Here is a 20,733-nt window from a genome sequence, read left to right as displayed (position 1 = left end):
GCGCGCATTGTATACCTCAAGTTTCCGCGCGCGCACCGTGACCGCGATGATTGGGTTGTGCCATGACCGGCGGCCGGCAGTTTCTCAGTAGGCCGCCCGGTAGATCTTCTCGATGTCGGCGGCGCTGAGCTTGCGCGGGTTGTTGCGCATCAGGCGCTCGATGCCTGCGGCCTCTACGGCCATGGCCGGGATCGCCTCTTCGGGCACCCCGAAACTGCGCAAGCCCAGCGGAATTTCCACCACTGCGCACAGTTCGGTCATCGCCGCGACGGCGCTATCGGCCGCTTCATTGAGACTCAGATGAGCGGTCTTCACCCCCATGGCTTCGGCAATATCCTGCATCCGTTCGACGCAGGCCATCTTGTTCCAGGTCATGACATACGGCAGCAGCAACGCATTACTGACGCCGTGAGCAATGTTGAAGCGCCCGCCCAGCGGATACGCCAGCGCATGCACCGCGCCGACCCCGGCATTGCCGAACGCCATGCCGGCCATCAGGCTGGCGGTGGCCATATCCTCCCGGGCTTGCAGGTTGGACGGATTGGCGTAGGCCTTGGGCAAGGATCGGGCGATCAACTTGATCGCGCCGATGGCCAGTGAATCGGTGATCGGCGAGGCATTCAGCGACAGGTAGGACTCGATGGCATGCACCAGCGCATCGACGCCACTGGCGGCGGTGACACTGCGCGGGCAGGTCAGGGTCATCTGCGGACTGACCAGCGCCACGTCCGGCAACAGGTAATCGCTGACGATGCCTTTCTTCAGTTGGGCGACCTTGTCCGAGAGGATGGCGACGTTGGTCACTTCGGAACCGGTGCCGGCCGTGGTCGGGATGGCGATCAGCGGCGGGCCTTTGCGCGGGACCTGATCGACGCCGAACAGATCCTCCAGTGCACCGTGATAACCGGCGTAAGCCGCGACGCTCTTGGCGATGTCGATGGCACTGCCGCCACCGAGGCCGATCAGCCCGTCATGCCCGCCTTCGCGGTAGACACGCATGCAATCCTCGACGATGGCGATTTCCGGATCGGGCAACACGCGGTCGAAGATTTCATATTCACGCTCGCCGATCTGCGCCAGCGCCAGCTCTACCGTGCCGGACTTGACCAGCGCGGCATCGGTAACGATCAGCGGGTTGTCGATATCCAGTCGGGTGAGCTCGGCCGCCAGTTGCTCGATGGCCCCGGCGCCGGTGATCAGTTTGTGAGCGATCTTGAACGAGGAAAGACTCATCGTGCGCAGCCTCTTATAGATGTGGGAGCTGAGCACAAGCGTAGCTGGGGAATTCGGGTTGTCTGGTATTCAGGGTGTGAATGACTGAAGCAGGAACAAGAGCGCCCTCACCCTAACCCTCTCCCGGAGGGAGAGGGGACTGACCGTGGTGAACTTTCGCCATCCATTGACCTGAATTACCGAGTTGAACTCAAATTTTGAAAAGCATAGAGATCGGCTCCCTTTCCCCCTCTCCCCTCTGGGGAGAGGGTTGGGGTGAGGGGTGGCTCTTGAGCCTGATACTAAACTTGGGCAGTACGCAGCTTCTCACTCCGCCCACGCAACCACTCCAGCGTCAGCAGCAGAATCACCGAGAAGGCAATCAGTAGCGTTGCAGCCGCCGCAATCGTCGGACTCAGGTTCTCGCGAATCCCGCTGAACATCTGCCGAGGCAACGTCGCCTGCTCGGGACCTGCAAGGAACAACGTCACCACCACTTCATCGAACGATGTCGCAAAGGCAAACAGCGCCCCGGAAATCACCCCCGGCGCAATCAACGGCAAGGTCACCCGACGGAACGTAGTCAGTGGCGAGGCGCCCAGGCTGGCCGCCGCCCGCACCAAGTTATGGTTGAATCCCTGCAACGTCGCCGACACCGTGATGATCACGAACGGTACACCCAACACCGCGTGCACCACGATCAGCGAAAAGAAACTGTTGCCCAGCCCCAGCGGCGCGAAGAACAGGTAACTGGCCACGCCGATGATCACCACCGGCACCACCATCGGTGAAATCACCAGCGCCATCACCAGCGGCTTGCCGGGGAAGTCGCCACGGGTCAGGCCGATGGCCGCCAGCGTGCCGAACACCATCGCCAGCACGGTCGCGGCCGGGGCGACGATGATGCTGTTCTTCAACGCGCGCATCCATTCCGCCGAGGCGAAGAAGTCCTGGTACCAGTGCAGCGAAAAGCCTTGCAGCGGGTACACCAGAAAACTGCCCGAGTTGAACGACAGCGGCACGATCACCAGCACCGGCAGGATCAGAAACAACAGGATCAAGCCGCAGAGGATCCGCAAGCTGTAGAACCACACCCGCTCGACGGGCGACATATAAGGACTCAGCATTTCAAATTCCCCTTAGCTCAGGCGCAGGCGACTGGCGCCCACCAGCCAGCTGTAGATCAGATAAAGCACCACGGTCGCCAGCAGCAACAAGCCGCCGAGTGCAGTGGCCATGCCCCAGTTGATGCTGGTGTTGGTGTAGAACGCGACGAAGTAGCTGACCATCTGATCGTTCGGGCTGCCCAGCAGTGCCGGGGTGATGTAGTAGCCGATGGCGAGGATGAACACCAACAGGCAACCGGCGCCGACACCGGCATAGGTCTGCGGGAAGTACACCCGCCAGAAACTGGCGAACGGATGGCAGCCGAGGGAAATCGCAGCGCGCATGTAGGTCGGCGAGATGCCTTTCATCACGCTGTAGATCGGCAGGATCATGAACGGCAGCAGGATGTGCACCATCGAGATGTAGACCCCGGTGCGGTTGAACACCAGCTCCAGCGGTTTATCGATGATGCCCATCGCCATCAGCGCGCTGTTGATCAAACCACCGGATTGCAGCAACACGATCCACGCGGCGACACGCACCAGAATCGACGTCCAGAACGGCAGCAGCACCAGAATCATCAGCAGGTTGCTCTGACGCGACGGCAGGTTGGCCAGCAGGTACGCCAGCGGATAGGCCAGCACCAGGCAGATCACGGTGATGATCAGGCCCATCCAGAAAGTCCGGGCGAAGATGTCGAGGTAGATCGCCTGATCCGGGGTGGCCGGGGCAATTTCGCCGAGGTCGTCGATGCGGTGATCCACCGCCGCCAACAGATAGAACGGGGTGATGCTGCTGGTGTTGCGCTTCACCGCTTGCCAGTAGGCCGGATCGCCCCAACGCTCGTCGAGGCCCTCCAGCGCTTCTTTATAAGAGGCCGGTTCGCTGGCGAATGGCAGCGAGCGGGCGGTTTTGGTCAGCAGGCTGCGATAGCCGGCCAACTCCATGTTCAGGCGTTTGGACAGATCGCCCAGGGTCTGGTTTTTGCGCGCTTCGGCGAGGTCTTCGCTGGCGGCTTTGTAGACCGGTTCTGCGGGCAGTCCTCGGCCGTCCCACGCAGCAATCGCGGTCACGGTGCGCGGCATGCCGCCGACCACTTCCGGGTTGCCGACACTTTTATAGAGCAGCGCCACGATCGGCACCAGGAACACCAGCAACAGAAACAGCACCAGCGGCGCGATCAGCGCCTGGGCCTTCCAGCGGTTGACCCGCTCGGCGTGCTTGAGCCGCTGCTTCAAGGTGGGGCTGTTGCCCTCGTTCAGGGGAACGGCGATGGCCATGACGTACTCCGCAAATCTTTGATCAATCGAGAATGTGGGAGCGAGCCTGCTCGCGATAGCGCCTTCGGATTCAACATTGATGCCGACTGACACACCGCAATCGCGGGCAGGCTCGCTCCCACAGGAGGGCGAGCCCTCTGGTTACTTCGCAGCCCAGGAATTGAAGCGCTGCTCCAGTTGCTCGCCGTTGTCAGCCCAGAAGCTGACGTCGATCTGCACCTGGTTGGCGATGTTTTCCGGGGTGGTCGGCATGTCTTTCAGGATTGCCTTGTCCAGCAATGGCACTGCCTGGGAGTTGGCCGGGCCGTAGGCGATGTTTTCCGAGTAGGTCTTCTGCTGTTGCGGCTGCACCGAGAACGCGATGAACTTCTTCGCCGCTTCCGCACGCTTGGCGTCCAGGCCTTTCGGAATGGCCCATGCGTCGAAGTCGTAGATGCCGCCGTTCCACACCACTTTCAGGTTGGATTCTTTCTGCACCGCAGCAATACGACCGTTGTAGGCCGAGCTCATGACCACGTCACCGGAAGCGAGGTATTGCGGCGGCTGGGCGCCGGCTTCCCACCATTGAATGTTCGGTTTCAGCTCGTCGAGTTTCTTGAACGCACGATCCTGACCGCCCTTGCTGGCCAGTTCCTTGTAGACGTCTTTCGGCGCAACGCCGTCGGCCATCAGTGCGAATTCGAGGGTGTACTTGGCGCCTTTGCGCAGGCCGCGCTTGCCCGGGAATTTCTTGGTGTCCCAGAAATCCGCCCAGCTGGTCGGTGCGGTTTTCAGCTTGTCGGCGTTGTAGGCCAGCACGGTCGACCACACGAAGAAGCCCACGCCGCACGGCTGGATCGCGCCTTTGACGTAGTCTTCGGACTTGCCGAACAGCGCAGGATCCAGTTGCTCGAACATGTCTTCGTCGCAGCCACGGGACAGCTCCGGCGATTCAACCTCTACCAGATCCCAGGACACGCTCTTGGTGTCGACCATGGCTTTGACCTTGGCCATCTCACCGTTGTACTCGCCGGCGACGATCTTGCCGTTGCCCGCCGCTTCCCACGGTGCGTAGAAGGCTTTGACTTGCGCCGCCTTGTTCGCCCCGCCAAACGACACCACGGTCAGATCCGGCCCAGCGGCCATTGCGCTTGCCGCACCCATCAGGCCCAGGGTCAGGGCTGTGAACTTCAGGGATCTCAACATTTATTGTTCTCTCCACGTGCAGGGTTGGTGTTGGTATTGCGGGGCGTTTCAGTGCGCCTCTAGAAGAGGATCGAGCGCGCGAACGTGCTCGACCTGCCAGCCAAGCGGAACCACGTCGCCGACTGCGAGCGCAGGATCGAGCTCGGCAATCGGTTGTTTCACGAAGAAGTCGGTCTTGCCGCAGACTTCCAGGCGCACCCGGACGTGGTCGCCCAGATAGATGAATTCGGCCACCCGCCCGGAGAAGCGGTTGACGCATTGGTCACTCGAACCGTTGAGGCTGACGCGCTCCGGACGGATCGACAGAGTGACCGGCTCGCCGGTCTGGCCGATGTTGACCGCCAGCGCCTCGACCTTTTCCCCACGCCCCAGCTCGACCACACAACGCTCGCCGTTCTGGCTGAGCAGGCGACCGTTGAGGCGGTTGTTTTCGCCGATGAAGTTGGCGACGAAGGTGTTTTTCGGTTCTTCGTAGAGGGTGCGTGGCGGGGCGATCTGCTGGATCTCGCCCTGGTGGAATACGGCAACGCGGTCGGACATGGTCAGGGCTTCGCCTTGGTCGTGGGTCACGTAGACCACGGTTACGCCAAGGCGCTGGTGCAGGTGTTTGATTTCCATCTGCATGTGTTCGCGCAATTGTTTGTCGAGAGCGCCGAGGGGTTCGTCCATCAGCACCAGTTGTGGTTCGAACACCAGCGCGCGAGCCAGTGCCACACGCTGTTGCTGACCGCCGGACAGTTGCGCCGGGTAACGCGATGCGAACGCGTCGAGCTGGACCATGCTCAGGACTTTCTTGACCTTGTCGCTGACATCGCTCTTGTTCAGGCCGCGCACGGTCAGCGGGAACGCGAGGTTTTCAGCGACAGTCATGTGCGGGAACAACGCGTAGTTCTGGAACACCATGCCGATGTCGCGCTTGTGCGGCGGCACGTTGTTGATCGCCCGCCCGGCCAGGAGGATTTCACCGGCGGTCGGCGTTTCGAAACCGGCGAGCATCATCAGGCTGGTGGTTTTGCCCGAGCCGGACGGCCCGAGCAAGGTGAGGAATTCGCCCTTGCGAATGTCCAGGTTGAGGTCTTTGACGATCAGGTTCTCGCCGTCGTAGCTCTTCTGCACTCCACGAAAGCTGACCAGCACATCGCTGGCCCCTGCGTTTGATTCGACCTGGCTCATACCCACACCTTTGTTATTGATGACTGCTGTGGGATTAAGCCTAGTGGCTGCTTGCAGTCACGCAAATCGGGGCGCAGGAGAGAATCGCCTCAGCCGGATGGAAGGCCGGGGGTAGGGATTGCCCTACAAGGATGGCGCGTTTTGGCAAACCCGACGCATGGGTCGGGGCTCAAGCCGTCAGAACCGGCAAAAGCGCTTGTCGCTATTGGATATGTCGCTCAGAGCAGCTTGTGTTCCATCGCGTACTTCACCAGCTCGGCGAGCGAAGTGATGTTGAGCTTCTGCATCAGCCGCGCCTTGTGGGTGCTGATGGTCTTGCTGCTCAGGGCCAGTTGCTGGGCGATATCGTTGACGTTGGCGCCCTGGGCCAGGCGTTCGAACACCGAGAACTCGCGCTCCGACAGCAGCGAGTGCAGTGGCCGCGCATCGGTCAGGCCGACTTCGAAGACCATGCGGTCGGCCAGCTCCGGATCGATGTAGCGCCCGCCGGCCGCGACCTTGCGGATCGCCGTCAGCAGCAGCGCCGGATCACTGTCCTTGGTCGCATACCCGGCGGCGCCGATCTTCAGCGCCCGGGCGGCCATCTGCGCTTCGTCGTGCATCGACAGCACCAGAATCGCCGGCGGATGGTTCAGCGCGCGGATCCTTGGAATCGCTTCGAGCCCGTTGACGCCGGGCATCGAGATATCCAGCAGCACCACTTCGCAGGGCACGTTGCGCAAGGTTTCGAGCAACTGCTCGCCATTGCTCGCCTCCCCCACCACTTGCAGATCCTTGGCCAGGCCGATCAATTGCTTGATGCCTTCGCGAACGATGGTGTGGTCTTCGGCTACCAGTACACGGATCACTTACTTCTCCTCATCCAGTGGCACCCGCACGCTCAGCGTGGTGCCCTCGCCCGGCTCGCTGTCGAGTGACAGCTGCCCGCCCATGATCAACACCCGCTCGCGCATGCCCACCAGTCCAAAGGATGTCGGCCTGCCGGCAGCGGCGACAAATCCTACGCCATCATCGCTGACCGTCAGACACAATTCGTCGCCTTCCTGCGCCAGCGTCAGTTCAACAGTATGCGCCTGGGCATGGCGCATGACGTTGGTCAGCGCCTCCTGAAGAATGCGGAACAGGCCGATGGCCTTGGCGTCGCTGAGCGGCGCAAGGTTGTCCGGCACCTGCACCAGACACGGAATTTGCGTGCGCGCCTCGAACCGCCGCGCCTGCCACTCGATCGCCGAGGCGATCCCGGCATCGAGAATCGGCGGGCGCAACGCCGTCGCCACATCGCGCACCAGCTGGAACAACTGGGCGATCAGGCGTTTCATGCTGTTGAGCCGTTCGTTCAGACCGGGGTCGAGTTGCGCGTAGGCCAGTTCGCACATCGATGTCTCCAGTTTCAGCACCGTCAGCATCTGCCCCAGCTCATCGTGAACCTCGCGGGCGATGCGCGCCTTTTCCTCTTCCCGCACGCTTTCCAGGTGCGCCGACAATTCGCGCAGTTGCTCGCGGGAGGCCGCCAGCTCCAGTTCGATGCGTTTGCTTTCGGTGATGTCCCAGACAATGCCGTCCCAGACATATGAACCGCCTTCCAGCTGACGGGTGATCGCCTTGATTTCGGCCCAGCGTTGCTCGCCCTGGCGCGTGAGGATCCGGCCCTGCCACGACCAGTCGCTGTCGGTGTCCAGCGCTTGATCCTGGGTCTGGTGATAAGCGGCCCGGTCATCCGGATGCACCAGGCTGCGCAGGCCCATGTCGCGATGGGCGATGGCGGCCGGCGCGTAGCCGACCAGACTTTCGCTGCCCTCGCTGATGTAGGCAAAGTCGATCTGCCCGGTGACCGGTGCGCGCTCGAGACGGAACACCAGCCCCGGCACATTGGCCGCGATGCCTTGCAGCCGCGCCTCGCTTTCCTGCAACGCAGCCAGGGCACGACGGCGCTCGGTGACATCGGTGAGATAAACCACCAGGTATTCGCCATCACGAAAACGCAGGAAACTCAGCGACACGTCCGCCGGCAGCACACTGCCATCGGCCCGCACACAGTTGGTTTCAAAACTAAGCGGCCCTTCTTCGCTGGCCCGGGCGCGTTTCCACAGGTTGAGCCAGCGGTCCATGTGCAGGCCCGGTTCGAAGTCGATCAACGGCCGATCAATGATGGCGCCCTGTGGATAACCGAGCATGTTTTCTGCCGCACGGTTGGCGTAGCGCACATGGCTGTCCCAGTTGACCCAGAGAATGCCGACGGTGCTCTGATCGATGGAAAACTGGGTCAGGCGCAGGGCTTCTTCGCTGGCGGCACGCAGGGCGATGTCTTCACGCGCGTCGAACAAACGTTGTTCAAGACTGCGTTGCTGGCGGCGTTGCCAGAACACGATGGCCACGCAGCTGAGCAGCAACACTGCGAACAACAGACTCAGGTTCTGCCAGAAGCCCGGCGACTCGGAAAGCCGTGGATACTTGGGTTGCAGCCATTGCGCATGCAGGCGTTCCAGATTCTTGGCCGGGATTGCGCGCAGGGCGCTTTCAACGATTCCGGCCAGTTCCGGCCAGTCGCGGCGGGTGCCGATGCGCAGCAGTTGCGGCAGACCGATATCACCGACCACCACCAGCCCGGCAAACTCCGGTTCCACCGACAACCGGCCGAGCTGCGCCTCATCGACCACCGCGTAGGACGCCTGCTGACTCAGCAACAGTTGCAGCGCCTGACGCTCCATCGGTACGCCTTGCAGATTCAGGTGGGGATAGTTGCCGCGCAGGTAATCGGCGGTGACGCCGGGCATGCGCACGGCGACGCGGGTCTGGCTGTCGAGTTTTTCCAGCTCCACGGTCGCACTGCTCTTCTGGTCGCTGACCACCAGTTGCGGCACGCGCATGTACGGGTCGGAAAACTGCCAAAGACGCAGCCCGCTCGGGGTCTGGGTCAGCCCTGGGGCGATGTCGATTTCGCCGTCCCGGGCAGCGGCCTCGAGTTGGGCCAGATCCTGAAAATTGCGCCAGCTCAGCTCGACATTCAGCGCCCTGGCCAATGCCTTCATCACTTCGACGTTGGCCCCTGACAGCCGCTGCAAGCGCCGGTCGTATTGCGCGTACGGCGCCTGCAACACCAGGCCCACGCGCAATTCATTGTGCTGCGCGAGCCACTGTTGTTCGCTCGCCGACAACCGCGCGAGGTGGCTCGGTGGCGCAGGCGCCGCCCAGCCCATCAAGGGAAACGCCAGACAGCCGATAACCCACAGGCAGCAAAAACGCATCATTGAAGTCTCATACACTGACAAATTCTGACCAACCCATTAGGCTGCCGGGATAACTTCTGGCCTGGAATAACCGATGCCCCCTGTCTATCGCCTGGCAATGCCAGCATTGTGCCTGTCGCTGATCCTGCCTTGTGCGTTTTCCGTCGAAGCCGCGGATCCGGCACCTGCCCCCGCCGCAGAAAAAGCCGCCGAAGAAAAACCGGTCGAACGCCAGCCACTGCTTGAGCGTAGTCAGGAAGAAGCCGCGGCACTCGAACGCAAGGTTCCGGCCCAGGAACAACAGCAACTGCAAGCCGGCAGCGACACCTTCCTCGCCCTGTGGAAACCGGCCAACACCGCCGAACCCAAGGGCGCGGTGATCCTCGTTCCCGGTGCCGGCGAAACCGCTGACTGGCCCCAGGCGATCGGCCCGTTGCGCCGCAAGTTGCCGGACGTCGAGTGGAGCAGCCTGAGTATCACCCTGCCCGATCTGCAAAGCGATGCCATCGCACCGCGCGTGGCTGAAGCCCCCGCCGCACCGAAAACCGCCGACCCGGGCAGCAAGGATTCGACCACCGCCGAGCCGATCGAACAAGCCGCCGGCGGCGAAGCCGATGTGGCCGACAAAGTCGTGGCTGAATCCACCGAAGAACAGTCCAAGGCCGACGCCGAGCGAATCTTCGCCCGCATCGACGCGGCACTGGCCTACGCCGAACAACAAAGCGCGCGCAGCATCGTCGTGCTCGGTCATGGTACCGGCGCCTACTGGGCGGCGCGTTACGTGAGCGAGCGACAGAGCTCGCAGGTCGAGAAGCTGCTGCTGGTGGCCGCGCAGACCCCGGCCAAGGCCAAACCGGAACTGGTGGAACTGACACCGACCCTGAAACTGCCGACAGCCGACATTTTCTACATGGATAAGGCGCCGGACCGCAACTCGGCACTGGAGCGCATGCAGGCGAGCAAGCGGCTGAAGACGTCCTCTTTCAGTCAGGTCGCACTCAAGGCCCTGCCGGACAACAAGGCCGAGCAGGAGCAATTGTTCCGCCGGGTGCGGGGCTGGTTGAATCCGCAGAGCCCGGACTAAAAATCCGGACTGTAAAAACGCAGACAAAAAAATCGCAGCCCAACGCTGCGATTTTTTTATGCCTAGCGAAAATCCCGCCGTTCGCGAATCAACGTGTAGGCATTGTGCAATTCGCGGGTCCTCTCGGTGGCCTCGCGCACCTGCGCCGGCGTGGCGCCCGTACCGGCCACCTTGTCCGGGTGATGTCGGCTGAGCAGACGCCGATAGGCACGCTTGATCTGCGCCGGTTCACTGGTGGCCGATACGCCGAGCAGGCGCATCGCCTCCTGATAGCTCACCGCCGCGCTGACGATCGGACGCTTGTGCGGCTCGTAGTCCGCCGCCAACGCCTGGATCTGGTGCGTCGTCCAGCCTAGCCACTTGCCCCACTGCGCCAGCAATTCCCGCTCGCTGACACCGGCCCGGCCATCGGCCCAGACCATTCGCCAACAGGCCCGCAACACACCTTCGGCCGCATGAGGCTGAGTACTCAACCGACGCAGATAACCGCGCAGATTGTCGTTGCCTGACTTGCCGCGATTGAACGCGGCAATCGCCCGGCGCTGCGCCGGCTCGCTCATTTCCAGCGCGCGCATCTCGTGACGCGCCTGCTGGATGTGACCGTCCGTGACCCGCCCGTCGCTCTTGGCCAGACGCCCGAGCAACACGAACAACAGCTCGTCGTTGCGCAGCATCGGCCGACCGCCGAGTTTTTCCCGCAAATGCCCCCAGCTCTGCAAATGCAGGCGCCGATCCAGCGCCTGCCCCAACAAAGCACCAAGCATGGCCCCCGGAATGCTGGCGATAGCAAAACCCGCTCCGGCTCCAATCAGAGTCCCTGGCCACAACATATCAGCGACTCGCTTCTATCAAGGCTTCAGCTTCGGCCAGACGCTCGTGCGTGCCGACATCGACCCAGTGACCTTTCAGTCGCTCGCCGGTCACCTGCCCGTCCGCCATGGCTTTACGCAGCAGCGGCGCCAGTTTGAAGGCACCGTCGCTGCAGCCATCGAACAACTGCGGGTGCAGCACGGCGATGCCGCTGTAGGTCAGGGTCGCCGCGTCGGCCTGGCCATCACGCACCTGGGCGTCGGTCAGGGTGAAGTCGCCTGTCGGGTGATGGGCCGGGTTGTCCGCCAGCACCAGATGCGCCAGCCCGGTGATCGGCTGATGCAGCACGCTGAAGTCGTAATCGGTCCAGATATCGCCGTTGACCACCAGAAACGCGTCGTCGCCCAACAGTGGCAAGGCGCGGAAAATGCCGCCGCCGGTTTCCAGTGGCTCGCCCTCCGGCGAGTACTGGATCGACACGCCGAACTGCGAACCATCGCCCAGATGATCTTCGATCTGCTGTCCGAGCCAGGCATGGTTGATCACGATCTCATTGAAACCGGCTGCGGCCAGGGCACGCAGGTGATATTCAATCAGCGGCACGCCACCGGCGCGCACCAGCGGTTTGGGGGTGGTCAGGGTCAGCGGGCGCATGCGCTCGCCTTTGCCGGCCGCCAGAATCATTGCCTTCATGCCGTCACTCCACCACGCAGGCTGGCGAGCAGTGCCTGCAGATCCGCCAGCTCGGGACGGCGAGCGATGACCGCTTCTATATAAGAGAAGAAACGCGGCACATCGCCGAGGTAACGCGGCTTGCCATCGCGATGGCAGATGCGGGCGAAGATGCCGATGACTTTCAGGTGGCGCTGCACGCCCATCAGGTCGCTGGCGCGCAGGAACTCTTCGAAGTCCGGCTGCACCGGGATGTTAAGCGCCGACGCCTGCTGCCAGTAGCTTTCCAGCCAGCCGCGCACACGCTCTTCAGGCCAGCTGAGGAAGGCGTCCTTGAACAGGCAAGTCACGTCGTAGGTCACCGGGCCGTACACGGCGTCCTGGAAATCCAGCACGCCGGGATTTGGCTCGCTGAGCATCAGGTTGCGTGGCATGTAGTCGCGGTGCACCAAGACCTTCGGTTGGGCCAGGGCACTGTCGATCAGCAGATCGCTGACCTTTTGCCACTGCTGCTGTTGGGTTGCATCGAACTCGACGCCCAGCTCGCGTTTCACGTACCACTCGGGAAACAGTTCCAGCTCGCGGCGCAACAACGCGACGTCATAGCTCGGCAGCGGCGCCACCATCGGCAGCTGCTGAAAAGCCAGCAGTGCTTGCAGGGCATCGCTGAATAACGCGTCGGCATTTTCGCTGTCGATCACGTCCAGATAGGTCTTGTTGCCCAGGTCATTGAGCAAAAGAAACCCGCGTTCGAGGTCTTCTGCATAAATTTTCGGCACGTTGATGCCGGATTTCGCGAGCAAAAAGGCGATATCCACGAACGGTTTGCAGTTTTCCTGAGGTGGCGGCGCGTCCATCACGACGAAGCTGCGACCCGCGCCTTCCCAACGGAAATACCGACGAAAACTCGCGTCGCTGCTGGCCGCGGTCAACGTGGCCGGGGGTACGGCTCCCCAGCCCTGATCTGCAAAAAGGGTTGCCAACTGTTCATCGAGCCAAACTTTCAGGTGTTGCAAGCGTACATCTTGATCAGGCATTGCAAGGGTCTCCGACGGCGCTAGCCGTCAAGCGGGTCATGCTTTATTATCCAGCATCTTTTTCAGACCATCGAGAGGCGTGCGGCCCACACCGCGGGCAGATGGCACGCAGGAAGCCCGGACTAATAAGATGGCATTGAAATCCCCCGCGTTTCGTAAAAAATTTCCGTTGTTGGTAACCGGCAGTCTGCTGGCTATGCAACCTCTGGCCAGTTCATTCGTTGTTGCCGCCGAGCAGTATGACTGCGCCGTCTCGGCAACGGGAGGCTGGGCCTGCTCGCCGAAGACGCCGGCCGCTGCCTTGCCGCCGCGTCCCGTGCACGACGGCAGTGCCGTCAGCGCCGCTGGCGAAGCCCCGGCCGAGAGCGGCTCCACTGCGGAGTCCGGGCCCAAGCCGGTACTGGTTACCGAGTCCAAGGGCCGTGGCCTGAAATCCCGTAGCGAAGACTACAGTCACCTCGACTGGGTTCCGCGCGAGAAGCTCACCGCCGCCCAGCTGGCCGAGACCGGTCCTTACTGCTCTGGTTCCTATATCGAACCGATTCGTCCTGGCATGAATGACAAGACGAATAAAAGTGACGCCCCGACCTTCATCGGTGCCAAAGCGTCGCGTTACCAGCAGGATTCGCAGGTCGCGAGTCTCGCCGGTGACGTGGTCATGCGTCAGGGCAGCATGCAGGTCGAAGCCGACGAGGCCAACCTGTATCAGGCCGAAAGCCGTGGCGAACTGGCGGGCAACGTGCGCATTCGCGACAACGGTGCACTGATCGTCGGCGACCACGCCGATGTGCAGCTGGACACCGGTGAAGCCAAGGTCGACAACGCCGAATACGTCATGCACAAGTCGCGCATCCGCGGTAACGCGCTGTACGCCAAGCGTGCCGAAAACGCGATCATCCGTCTGAAGGACGGCACATACACCACGTGCGAACCGAACAGCAACGCCTGGCAGCTCAAGGGCAACAACATCACCCTGAACCCTGCTACCGGCTTCGGTACCGCGACCAACGTGACGTTGCGGGTCAAGGACATTCCTGTCCTGTACACGCCGTACATCTACTTTCCGATCGACGACCGTCGTCAGTCGGGTTTCCTGCCGCCGACCATCGGCACCGGCAGCGACACCGGCTTCATGCTGGTGACCCCGTACTACTTCAACCTGGCACCGAACTACGATGCCACGTTGTATCCGCGCTATATGAGCAAGCGCGGCATGTTGATGGAAGGCGAATTCCGTTACCTGACCAAGTCGAGCGAAGGTCAGTTCGGCGCAGCGTATCTCAACGACGAGGACGACGAGCGCAAGGGCCAGACCGACTACGACAAGACTCGCTACATGTACAACTGGCAGCACAAGGGTGGTCTCGACTCCCGCGTGCTCACCCAGGTGGACTACACCAAGATCAGCGATCCTTATTACTTCCAGGATCTGCAGACCGACCAGATCGGCGTGAAAAGTGCCGACTACGTGAACCAGCAGGGCTCGGTCACCTATCGTGGCGACAGCTACACCGCCCGTTTGAATGCCCAGGCGTATCAGCTGGCAACCGTATCGAACATCACACCGTATGACCGCCTGCCGCAAATCACCTTCAATGGCCAGCTGCCGTATCATCCGGAAGGACTGGATTTCGATTACGAGACCGAGATCGTTCGTTTCGATCGCGATCTGAAAAATGGCGATTTCACGAACGAAGACGGCACAACCGAGCCTCGCCTCGACAACAACGTGTTCGGCCTCGCTCGCGCCAATGGCGACCGTCTGAATCTGAAACCAGGCGTCAGCCTGCCAATGAACTGGACCTATGGTTTCCTGAAACCATCGTTGAAGTACCAGTACACGCAGTATCAACTGGATCTGGACAGCAAAGGCAAGTCGGATATCGCCGCGTTGTCGCCGGAGAACCAGAAACTGTTCGGCAAGTTCGACAGCAACCAGAACCGCGGCGTACCTATCGCCAGCATTGACGGTGGCCTGTACTTCGACCGCAACACATCCTTCTTTGGCAAGAACTATCGTCAGACCCTGGAACCGCGCTTGTTCTACCTCTATGTACCCGAGGTGGACCAGGAAGACATTCCGGTATTCGACACCAGCGAGTACACCTTCAACTACGCGTCGCTGTTCCGTGACAACCGCTTCTCCGGCTCCGACCGTGTCGGCGACGAGAACAAGCTGTCGCTGGGCGTGACCAGTCGCTGGATCGAAGACGACGGCTTCGAACGTCAACGCATCAGTGTCGGCCAGGCGCTGTACTTCAAGGATCGCAAGGTTCAACTTCCGGGTATCGCGTTCAACGATCGCGACGACGCCAAGTCCAGTGTTTCGCCTTATGCACTGGAATACGAATACCGCTGGAACCGCGACTGGCGCACCACTGCCGACTACAACTGGGATCCGGACAGCCACAGCCCGCGTTCCGGCAGCGCGATGTTCCACTACCAGCCTGAAGACAACCCGAACAAGGTGGTCAACGTCGGCTATCGCTATCGCAACGACCAGGTTCGTTACGACCAGAACACCGGCAAGTGGTCGGTGGGCGGCGGTGACTACGGCACACCGGGTCAACCTGGCTACGTGAAGGACTACTACAAGATCCAGCAGCATGACTTCTCGGTCATCTGGCCAATCGTTCCACAATGGAGCGCCATCAGCCGCTGGCAGTACGACTACAACCGCAACCGTACACTGGAAGCCTTCGGTGGTTTCGAGTACGACAACTGCTGCTGGAAACTGCGCCTGATCAACCGTTACTGGGTTTCCTACGACGAATTCAGTCAGGAAGCTCCGCAAAACGAAAAAGGCGACCACGGCGTCTTCCTCCAAATTGTTCTGAAGGGACTCGGCGGCCTCACCGGCGCCAAGGTAGAGAGCTTCCTCGACAAAGGCATCCAAGGTTATCGTCAACGTGAAGACCAAGCTTTCTGATTGTCTGCGCCCGCTGATGCTGGGCGCGCTGTTCCTGGGTACCGCGGCCAACGCCGCGGTGCAGTCCATCGATAAAGTGGTGGCCATCGTCGACAACGACGTAGTCATGCAGAGCCAGCTGGATCAACGCGTCCACGAAGTTCAGCAAACCATCGCCAAGCGTGGCGGCGGTTTACCACCTCCGGGCGTGCTGGACCAACAGGTGCTCGAGCGCCTGATCGTCGAAAACCTGCAACTGCAGATCGGCGAGCGTTCCGGTATCCGCATCACCGATGAGGAACTGAACCAGGCTGTGGGCACCATTGCCCAGCGCAACAACATGACCCCGGAGCAGTTCCGCATTGCCCTGTCCCGTGACGGCCTCTCCTATGAAGACGCTCGCGAGCAGATCCGCCGCGAAATGATCATCAGCCGTGTACGCCAGCGCCGTGTGGCCGAACGCATCCAGGTCTCGGAACAGGAGGTGAAGAACTTCCTTGCCTCCGACCTGGGCAAGATGCAACTGTCCGAAGAGCTGCATCTGGCCAACATCCTGATCCCGACCCCGGAAAGCGCCAACTCCGAAGCGATTCAGAGTGCCGCTCGCAAGGCGATGGAGGTTTACCAGCAGCTCAAGCAAGGCGCCGACTTCGGCCAGATGGCCGTAGCCAACTCTGCCAGTGACAACGCGCTGGAAGGCGGCGATATGGGCTGGCGTAAAGCCGCTCAACTGCCACCGCCGTTCGACCGTGAACTGAGCCGCATGGCGACTGGCGAAATCACTCAACCGGCACGCACTCCGGGTGGTTTCATCATCCTGAAGCTGCTGGAAAAACGTGGTGGCGAAAGCCAGATGCGCGACGAAGTGCATGTGCGCCATATTCTGGTCAAGCCAAGTCCGGTTCGCGACGAAGCCAAGACCAAGGAGCTGGCCCAATCGCTCTACAACCGCATCGAAGCCGGTGAAGATTTCGCCGAACTGGCCAAGAAGTATTCGGAAGACCCGGGTTCTGCCCTCAACGGCGGCGACCTGAACTGGATCGACCCGAACGCACTGGTACCGGAATTCCGCGCCGTGATGGCCAAGTCCCCGCAGGGTCAGCTGTCCAAGCCGTTCCAGACCCAGTACGGCTGGCACGTTCTGGAAGTCCTTGGCCGTCGCGCCACCGATAGCACCGAACAGGCCCGTGAGCAGCAAGCGATGACCGTACTGCGTAACCGCAAATACGACGAAGAGCTGCAAACCTGGCTGCGTCAGATCCGTGACGAAGCGTACGTAGAGATCAAACTCCCTGGTGCAGACCAGGCAGCGCAGTGAAACCCAAGCGTTTCGCGCTGACACCCGGCGAACCGGCCGGCATCGGTCCCGACCTGTGCCTGCTGCTCGCCTCGCAAGCCCAGCCACATCCCCTGATTGCCATCACCAGCCGCGACCTGCTCCAAGAGCGGGCCGCGCAGCTGGGGCTGGCCGTCAGCTTGCTGGAAGTGGCGCCTGACCACTGGCCGGACGCACCGGCGCCCGCCAACAGCCTGTACGTCTGGGACACCCCGCTCAGCGCCCCCGTGGTCGCCGGGCAACTGGACAAGGCCAACGCCGCATTCGTCCTCGAAACCCTGACCCGCGCCGGCAACGGCTGCCTGAACGGCGACTTCGCCGGAATGATCACCGCCCCGGTGCACAAAGGCGTGATCAACGAATCGGGCATCGCGTTTTCCGGCCACACCGAATTTCTCGCCGACCTGACCCACACCGCCCAAGTGGTAATGATGCTCGCGACCCGCGGTTTGCGCGTGGCGCTGGTCACCACTCACCTGCCCTTGCGCGACATCGCCGATGCGATCACGCCCGAGCGGCTGGAGCGGGTCACGCGGATTCTGCACACCGATCTGCAACAAAAATTCGGCATCGCCCAACCGCGTATCCTGGTCTGCGGGCTCAACCCGCACGCCGGTGAAGGCGGACACCTGGGCCATGAAGAAATCGACATCATCGAACCCACATTGGAGCGCCTGCGCGGCGAGGGCATGGACCTTCGTGGCCCGCTGCCTGCCGACACTCTGTTTACCCCCAAATATCTGGAGCACTGCGATGCAGTGCTGGCGATGTACCACGACCAGGGCCTGCCCGTGCTGAAGTACAAAGGCTTCGGCGCTGCAGTCAACGTGACCCTGGGCCTGCCGATCATCCGCACGTCGGTCGACCATGGCACCGCCCTGGATCTGGCCGGCAGCGGCAAGATCGACACCGGCAGCCTGAAAGTCGCCCTGGAAACCGCCTACCAGATGGCCGAGACCCGTTTATGACCGAGCAATACCAACACAAGGCGCGCAAACGCTTTGGCCAGAACTTCCTGCACGATGCCGGCGTCATCGACCGCATCCTGCGCTCCATCAGCGCCAAGGCCGGCGACCGCATGCTGGAAATCGGCCCGGGCCAGGGCGCATTGACTGCCGGCATCCTCAACTCCGGCGCACAGCTGGACGTGGTGGAGCTGGACAAGGACCTGATCCCGATCCTCAACCAGCAGTTTGCCAACAAGAGCAATTTCAACCTGCATCAGGGCGATGCGCTGAAGTTCGACTTCAACAGCCTGAACGCTGCGCCGAACAGCCTGCGCGTGGTCGGCAACCTGCCGTACAACATCTCCACGCCGCTGATTTTCCACCTGCTGAACAACGCCGGCATCATCCGCGACATGCACTTCATGCTGCAGAAGGAAGTGGTCGAGCGTCTGGCCGCAGGTCCGGGTGGCGGTGACTGGGGCCGTCTGTCGATCATGGTTCAGTACCATTGCCGGGTCGAGCATCTGTTCAACGTCGGCCCGGGCGCATTCAATCCGCCGCCGAAAGTCGACTCGGCGATCGTCCGCCTGGTACCGCACGCCGTACTGCCGCATCCGGCCAAGGATCATCGCCTGCTCGAGCGGGTGGTGCGTGAAGCCTTCAACCAGCGTCGCAAGACCCTGCGCAACACCCTCAAGCAGTTGCTGAGCAACGCCGAAATCGAAGCCGCCGGCGTCGATGGCAGCCTGCGACCGGAGCAACTCGATCTGGCCGCGTTCGTGCGCCTGGCCGACAAGCTCGCCGAACAGCCGGCAAAGGCGCCTGAAGCCGACTGACCGGCAATGATCGCTATCGGGCGGGACGCCAACTCTGGTCTACTGCCCGATACTTGCCTAGACTGAATCCCAATCAGCTACGCCCCGCGTCCCGCTTCGTTTTTAAGGCCTTTTGCATGTCCGATCCTCGCTACCAGGTCGATGTCAGTGTCGTTACCCACTATCTGGCAGACCAATCGCAACCCGAGCACGAGCGCTTTGCCTTCGCCTACACCATCACCGTGCAGAACAATGGCGAGCAACCGGCCCGCCTGATGTCGCGCCACTGGGTGATCACCGATGGCGACGGGCATGTCGAAGAAGTGCGCGGCGCCGGCGTGGTCGGCCAGCAACCGTTGATCGGCGCCGGTAAAAGCCACACCTACAGCAGTGGCACGGTGATGACCACCAAGGTCGGTACCATGCAGGGCACTTACGAAATGGTCGCCGACGACGGCAAGCATTTCGATGCGATCATCAAGCCCTTCCGCCTCGCCGTTCCCGGAGCCCTGCACTGATGGCGACCTATGCCGTCGGCGACCTGCAAGGCTGCCTCGAACCGCTCAAATGCCTGCTCAAGCAGGTGGCGTTCGACCCGGCTCTGGATCGCCTGTGGCTGGTGGGTGATCTGGTCAACCGAGGCCCCCAATCGCTGGAAACCCTGCGCTTCCTTTATGGCATGCGCGACTCGCTGGTCTGCGTACTCGGTAATCACGACCTGCACTTGCTGGCAGCGGCGAAGAACATCGAGCGCATGAAGAAGTCCGACACGCTGCGTGAAATCCTTGAAGCGCCGGACTGCGCCGAACTGATGGAATGGTTGCGCCAGCAGAAACTCATGCACTACGACGAACAACGCGAAGTGGCCATGGTGCACGCGGGTATCCCGCCGCAATGGTCGCTGCGCAAGGCGCTCAAGTACGCTGAAGAAGTCGAGACCGCGCTGCGTGACGACAACCTGCTTCCACCCTTTCTCGACGGCATGTACGGTAACGAGCCGGCGAAATGGGACAGCGACCTCAAAGGCGTGACACGCCTGCGAGTCATCACCAATTACTTCACCCGCATGCGTTTCTGCACCGCCGAAGGCAAGCTCGACCTCAAGAGCAAGGAAGGCCTCGACACCGCGCCGCCGGGCTACAAGCCCTGGTTCCAGCACAAGGAACGCAAGACCCGTGGTCTGCGGATCATTTTCGGTCACTGGGCGGCACTGGAGGGCAACGTTCACGAGCCCGGCATCTCGGCCCTCGACACCGGTTGCGTATGGGGCGGCAGCCTGACCCTGATGAACGTCGACAGCGGCGAACGCCTGTCATGCAAATGCGACGAGCATGGGGCCGTACTGCCCAGCGTCGCGCCACTGATCACCGAATCTTCTCCCGTCAGCGCCCCGCGCTAGACTGCGTTTTCAGCCGAGCCACAGGAGCCCGCCATGAGCGAATTCAAACGTATCCCCCCGGAACAGGCCCAGGCCCTGCGCGAGCAAGGTGCTGTGGTCGTCGACGTCCGTGACCCGGCAACATTTGCCGCACTGCACATCAGCGGCTCGAAGCATCTGGATAATCATTCCCTCCATGCTTTCATCCAGGGCGCCGACCTCGATGCACCCACCGTCGTGGTCTGCTACCACGGCAACTCGAGCCAGGGTGCTGCGGCGTACCTCGTGAGCCAAGGCTTCTCCAACGTCTACAGCATGGACGGCGGCTTCGAACTGTGGAGTACGACTTTTCCTGCGGAAACCGCGCAAGGCACCTCCGAATAATTTTTTTGTAACGTGCAGGCCCCGGCTCCCGCGGGCTTGCGCGGTGGCAGACGAACGGTCTGCCACAACTAATTACGTATCTCGCCTTTACCTCCCGAATTCCCAACTATCCTTAAGCCCAGGCCATCCAAAACAGGGGAGAGCCGGTACACCGGCGCACGGGTCATCGGGAGTGACT

18 protein-coding genes are annotated in these 20,733 nt (G+C 61.8%); 8 read left to right on the top strand and 10 right to left on the bottom strand.

Translation table 11 applies throughout. The annotated features are described in order from the left end of the window. Nucleotides 1–84: 84 nt before the first annotated feature. The 7 genes from GQX66_RS14775 to GQX66_RS14745 form a co-directional block, all read right to left on the bottom strand. Nucleotides 85–1,233, bottom strand: a complete 1,149-nt coding sequence (locus tag GQX66_RS14775) for an iron-containing alcohol dehydrogenase (RefSeq protein WP_085746580.1) — start codon at nt 1,231–1,233, stop codon at nt 85–87. 281 nt (nt 1,234–1,514) lie between these two features. Further along, nucleotides 1,515–2,339, bottom strand: a complete 825-nt coding sequence (locus GQX66_RS14770) for an ABC transporter permease (protein WP_103385421.1) — start codon at nt 2,337–2,339, stop codon at nt 1,515–1,517. 12 nt (nt 2,340–2,351) lie between these two features. Beyond that, nucleotides 2,352–3,599 (bottom strand): ABC transporter permease, encoded by a 1,248-nt coding sequence (locus tag GQX66_RS14765; RefSeq protein ID WP_007959935.1) that lies wholly within the window; start codon nt 3,597–3,599, stop codon nt 2,352–2,354. Between the two features lie 141 nt (nt 3,600–3,740). Then, nucleotides 3,741–4,784, bottom strand: a complete 1,044-nt coding sequence (locus GQX66_RS14760) for an ABC transporter substrate-binding protein (protein WP_007959933.1) — start codon at nt 4,782–4,784, stop codon at nt 3,741–3,743. 48 nt (nt 4,785–4,832) lie between these two features. After that, nucleotides 4,833–5,957: an ABC transporter ATP-binding protein gene (locus GQX66_RS14755; protein ID WP_007959931.1), complete on the bottom strand. Its 1,125-nt coding sequence runs from the start codon at nt 5,955–5,957 to the stop codon at nt 4,833–4,835. 218 nt (nt 5,958–6,175) lie between these two features. Beyond that, the gene (locus GQX66_RS14750) at nt 6,176–6,805 is read right to left on the bottom strand and encodes a response regulator transcription factor (protein WP_011336200.1); all 630 of its coding nucleotides are present in this window, start codon (nt 6,803–6,805) and stop codon (nt 6,176–6,178) included. Beyond that, entirely contained in the window at nt 6,806–9,205 is a 2,400-nt protein-coding gene (locus GQX66_RS14745; RefSeq protein WP_240869842.1) for a transporter substrate-binding domain-containing protein, read from the bottom strand. Nucleotides 9,206–9,278: 73 nt separating this feature from the next. Between GQX66_RS14745 and GQX66_RS14740 the strand changes: the two genes are divergently transcribed. Beyond that, on the top strand, nt 9,279–10,268 hold the full coding sequence (locus tag GQX66_RS14740; protein WP_085746583.1) for an alpha/beta hydrolase family protein: 990 nt from the start codon (nt 9,279–9,281) through the stop codon (nt 10,266–10,268). 62 nt (nt 10,269–10,330) lie between these two features. On the opposite strand, the gene GQX66_RS14735 is transcribed toward GQX66_RS14740, so the two are convergent. From GQX66_RS14735 to GQX66_RS14725, 3 genes are read right to left on the bottom strand one after another with little or no spacing between them, the layout of a single operon-like run. Next, entirely contained in the window at nt 10,331–11,098 is a 768-nt protein-coding gene (locus tag GQX66_RS14735; RefSeq protein ID WP_134022025.1) for a TerB family tellurite resistance protein, read from the bottom strand. 1 nt (nt 11,099) lies between these two features. Next, entirely contained in the window at nt 11,100–11,771 is a 672-nt protein-coding gene (gene murU, locus GQX66_RS14730) for an N-acetylmuramate alpha-1-phosphate uridylyltransferase MurU (RefSeq protein WP_240869841.1), read from the bottom strand. Beyond that, nucleotides 11,768–12,787 carry a phosphotransferase gene (locus GQX66_RS14725; RefSeq protein ID WP_085746586.1) on the bottom strand — a complete coding sequence of 340 codons (1,020 nt, stop codon included), beginning with the start codon at nt 12,785–12,787 and terminating at the stop codon, nt 11,768–11,770. The genes murU and GQX66_RS14725 overlap by 4 nt, the downstream gene beginning before the upstream one ends. A 130-nt stretch (nt 12,788–12,917) precedes the next feature. Between GQX66_RS14725 and GQX66_RS14720 the strand changes: the two genes are divergently transcribed. The 7 genes from GQX66_RS14720 to glpE all read left to right on the top strand — a co-directional run bounded on the left by GQX66_RS14720 (nt 12,918) and on the right by glpE (nt 20,555). After that, nucleotides 12,918–15,716 carry an LPS-assembly protein LptD gene (locus GQX66_RS14720; RefSeq protein WP_236188424.1) on the top strand — a complete coding sequence of 933 codons (2,799 nt, stop codon included), beginning with the start codon at nt 12,918–12,920 and terminating at the stop codon, nt 15,714–15,716. Next, entirely contained in the window at nt 15,697–17,013 is a 1,317-nt protein-coding gene (gene surA, locus GQX66_RS14715) for a peptidylprolyl isomerase SurA (RefSeq protein ID WP_139832903.1), read from the top strand. The genes GQX66_RS14720 and surA overlap by 20 nt, the downstream gene beginning before the upstream one ends. Next, entirely contained in the window at nt 17,010–17,999 is a 990-nt protein-coding gene (gene pdxA / locus GQX66_RS14710; protein ID WP_102718000.1) for a 4-hydroxythreonine-4-phosphate dehydrogenase PdxA, read from the top strand. The genes surA and pdxA overlap by 4 nt, the downstream gene beginning before the upstream one ends. Further along, nucleotides 17,996–18,814, top strand: a complete 819-nt coding sequence (gene rsmA, locus GQX66_RS14705; protein WP_085746589.1) for a 16S rRNA (adenine(1518)-N(6)/adenine(1519)-N(6))-dimethyltransferase RsmA — start codon at nt 17,996–17,998, stop codon at nt 18,812–18,814. The genes pdxA and rsmA overlap by 4 nt, the downstream gene beginning before the upstream one ends. Nucleotides 18,815–18,930: 116 nt before the next feature. Further along, nucleotides 18,931–19,311, top strand: coding sequence for a Co2+/Mg2+ efflux protein ApaG (gene apaG / locus GQX66_RS14700; RefSeq protein WP_064380341.1), 381 nt, complete (start codon nt 18,931–18,933; stop codon nt 19,309–19,311). Further along, nucleotides 19,311–20,192, top strand: a complete 882-nt coding sequence (locus GQX66_RS14695) for a symmetrical bis(5'-nucleosyl)-tetraphosphatase (RefSeq protein WP_102718001.1) — start codon at nt 19,311–19,313, stop codon at nt 20,190–20,192. The genes apaG and GQX66_RS14695 overlap by 1 nt, the downstream gene beginning before the upstream one ends. A 33-nt stretch (nt 20,193–20,225) precedes the next feature. Beyond that, nucleotides 20,226–20,555, top strand: coding sequence for a thiosulfate sulfurtransferase GlpE (glpE, locus tag GQX66_RS14690; RefSeq protein ID WP_240869840.1), 330 nt, complete (start codon nt 20,226–20,228; stop codon nt 20,553–20,555). Nucleotides 20,556–20,733: the final 178 nt, after the last annotated feature.

The sequence above is a fragment of the Pseudomonas sp. B707 genome, assembly GCF_022496685.1.
Classification (GTDB): domain Bacteria; phylum Pseudomonadota; class Gammaproteobacteria; order Pseudomonadales; family Pseudomonadaceae; genus Aquipseudomonas; species Aquipseudomonas paraglycinae.
Note: the sequence above shows the minus strand (reverse complement) of the source record. Positions and strands in the feature narration are given on the sequence as shown.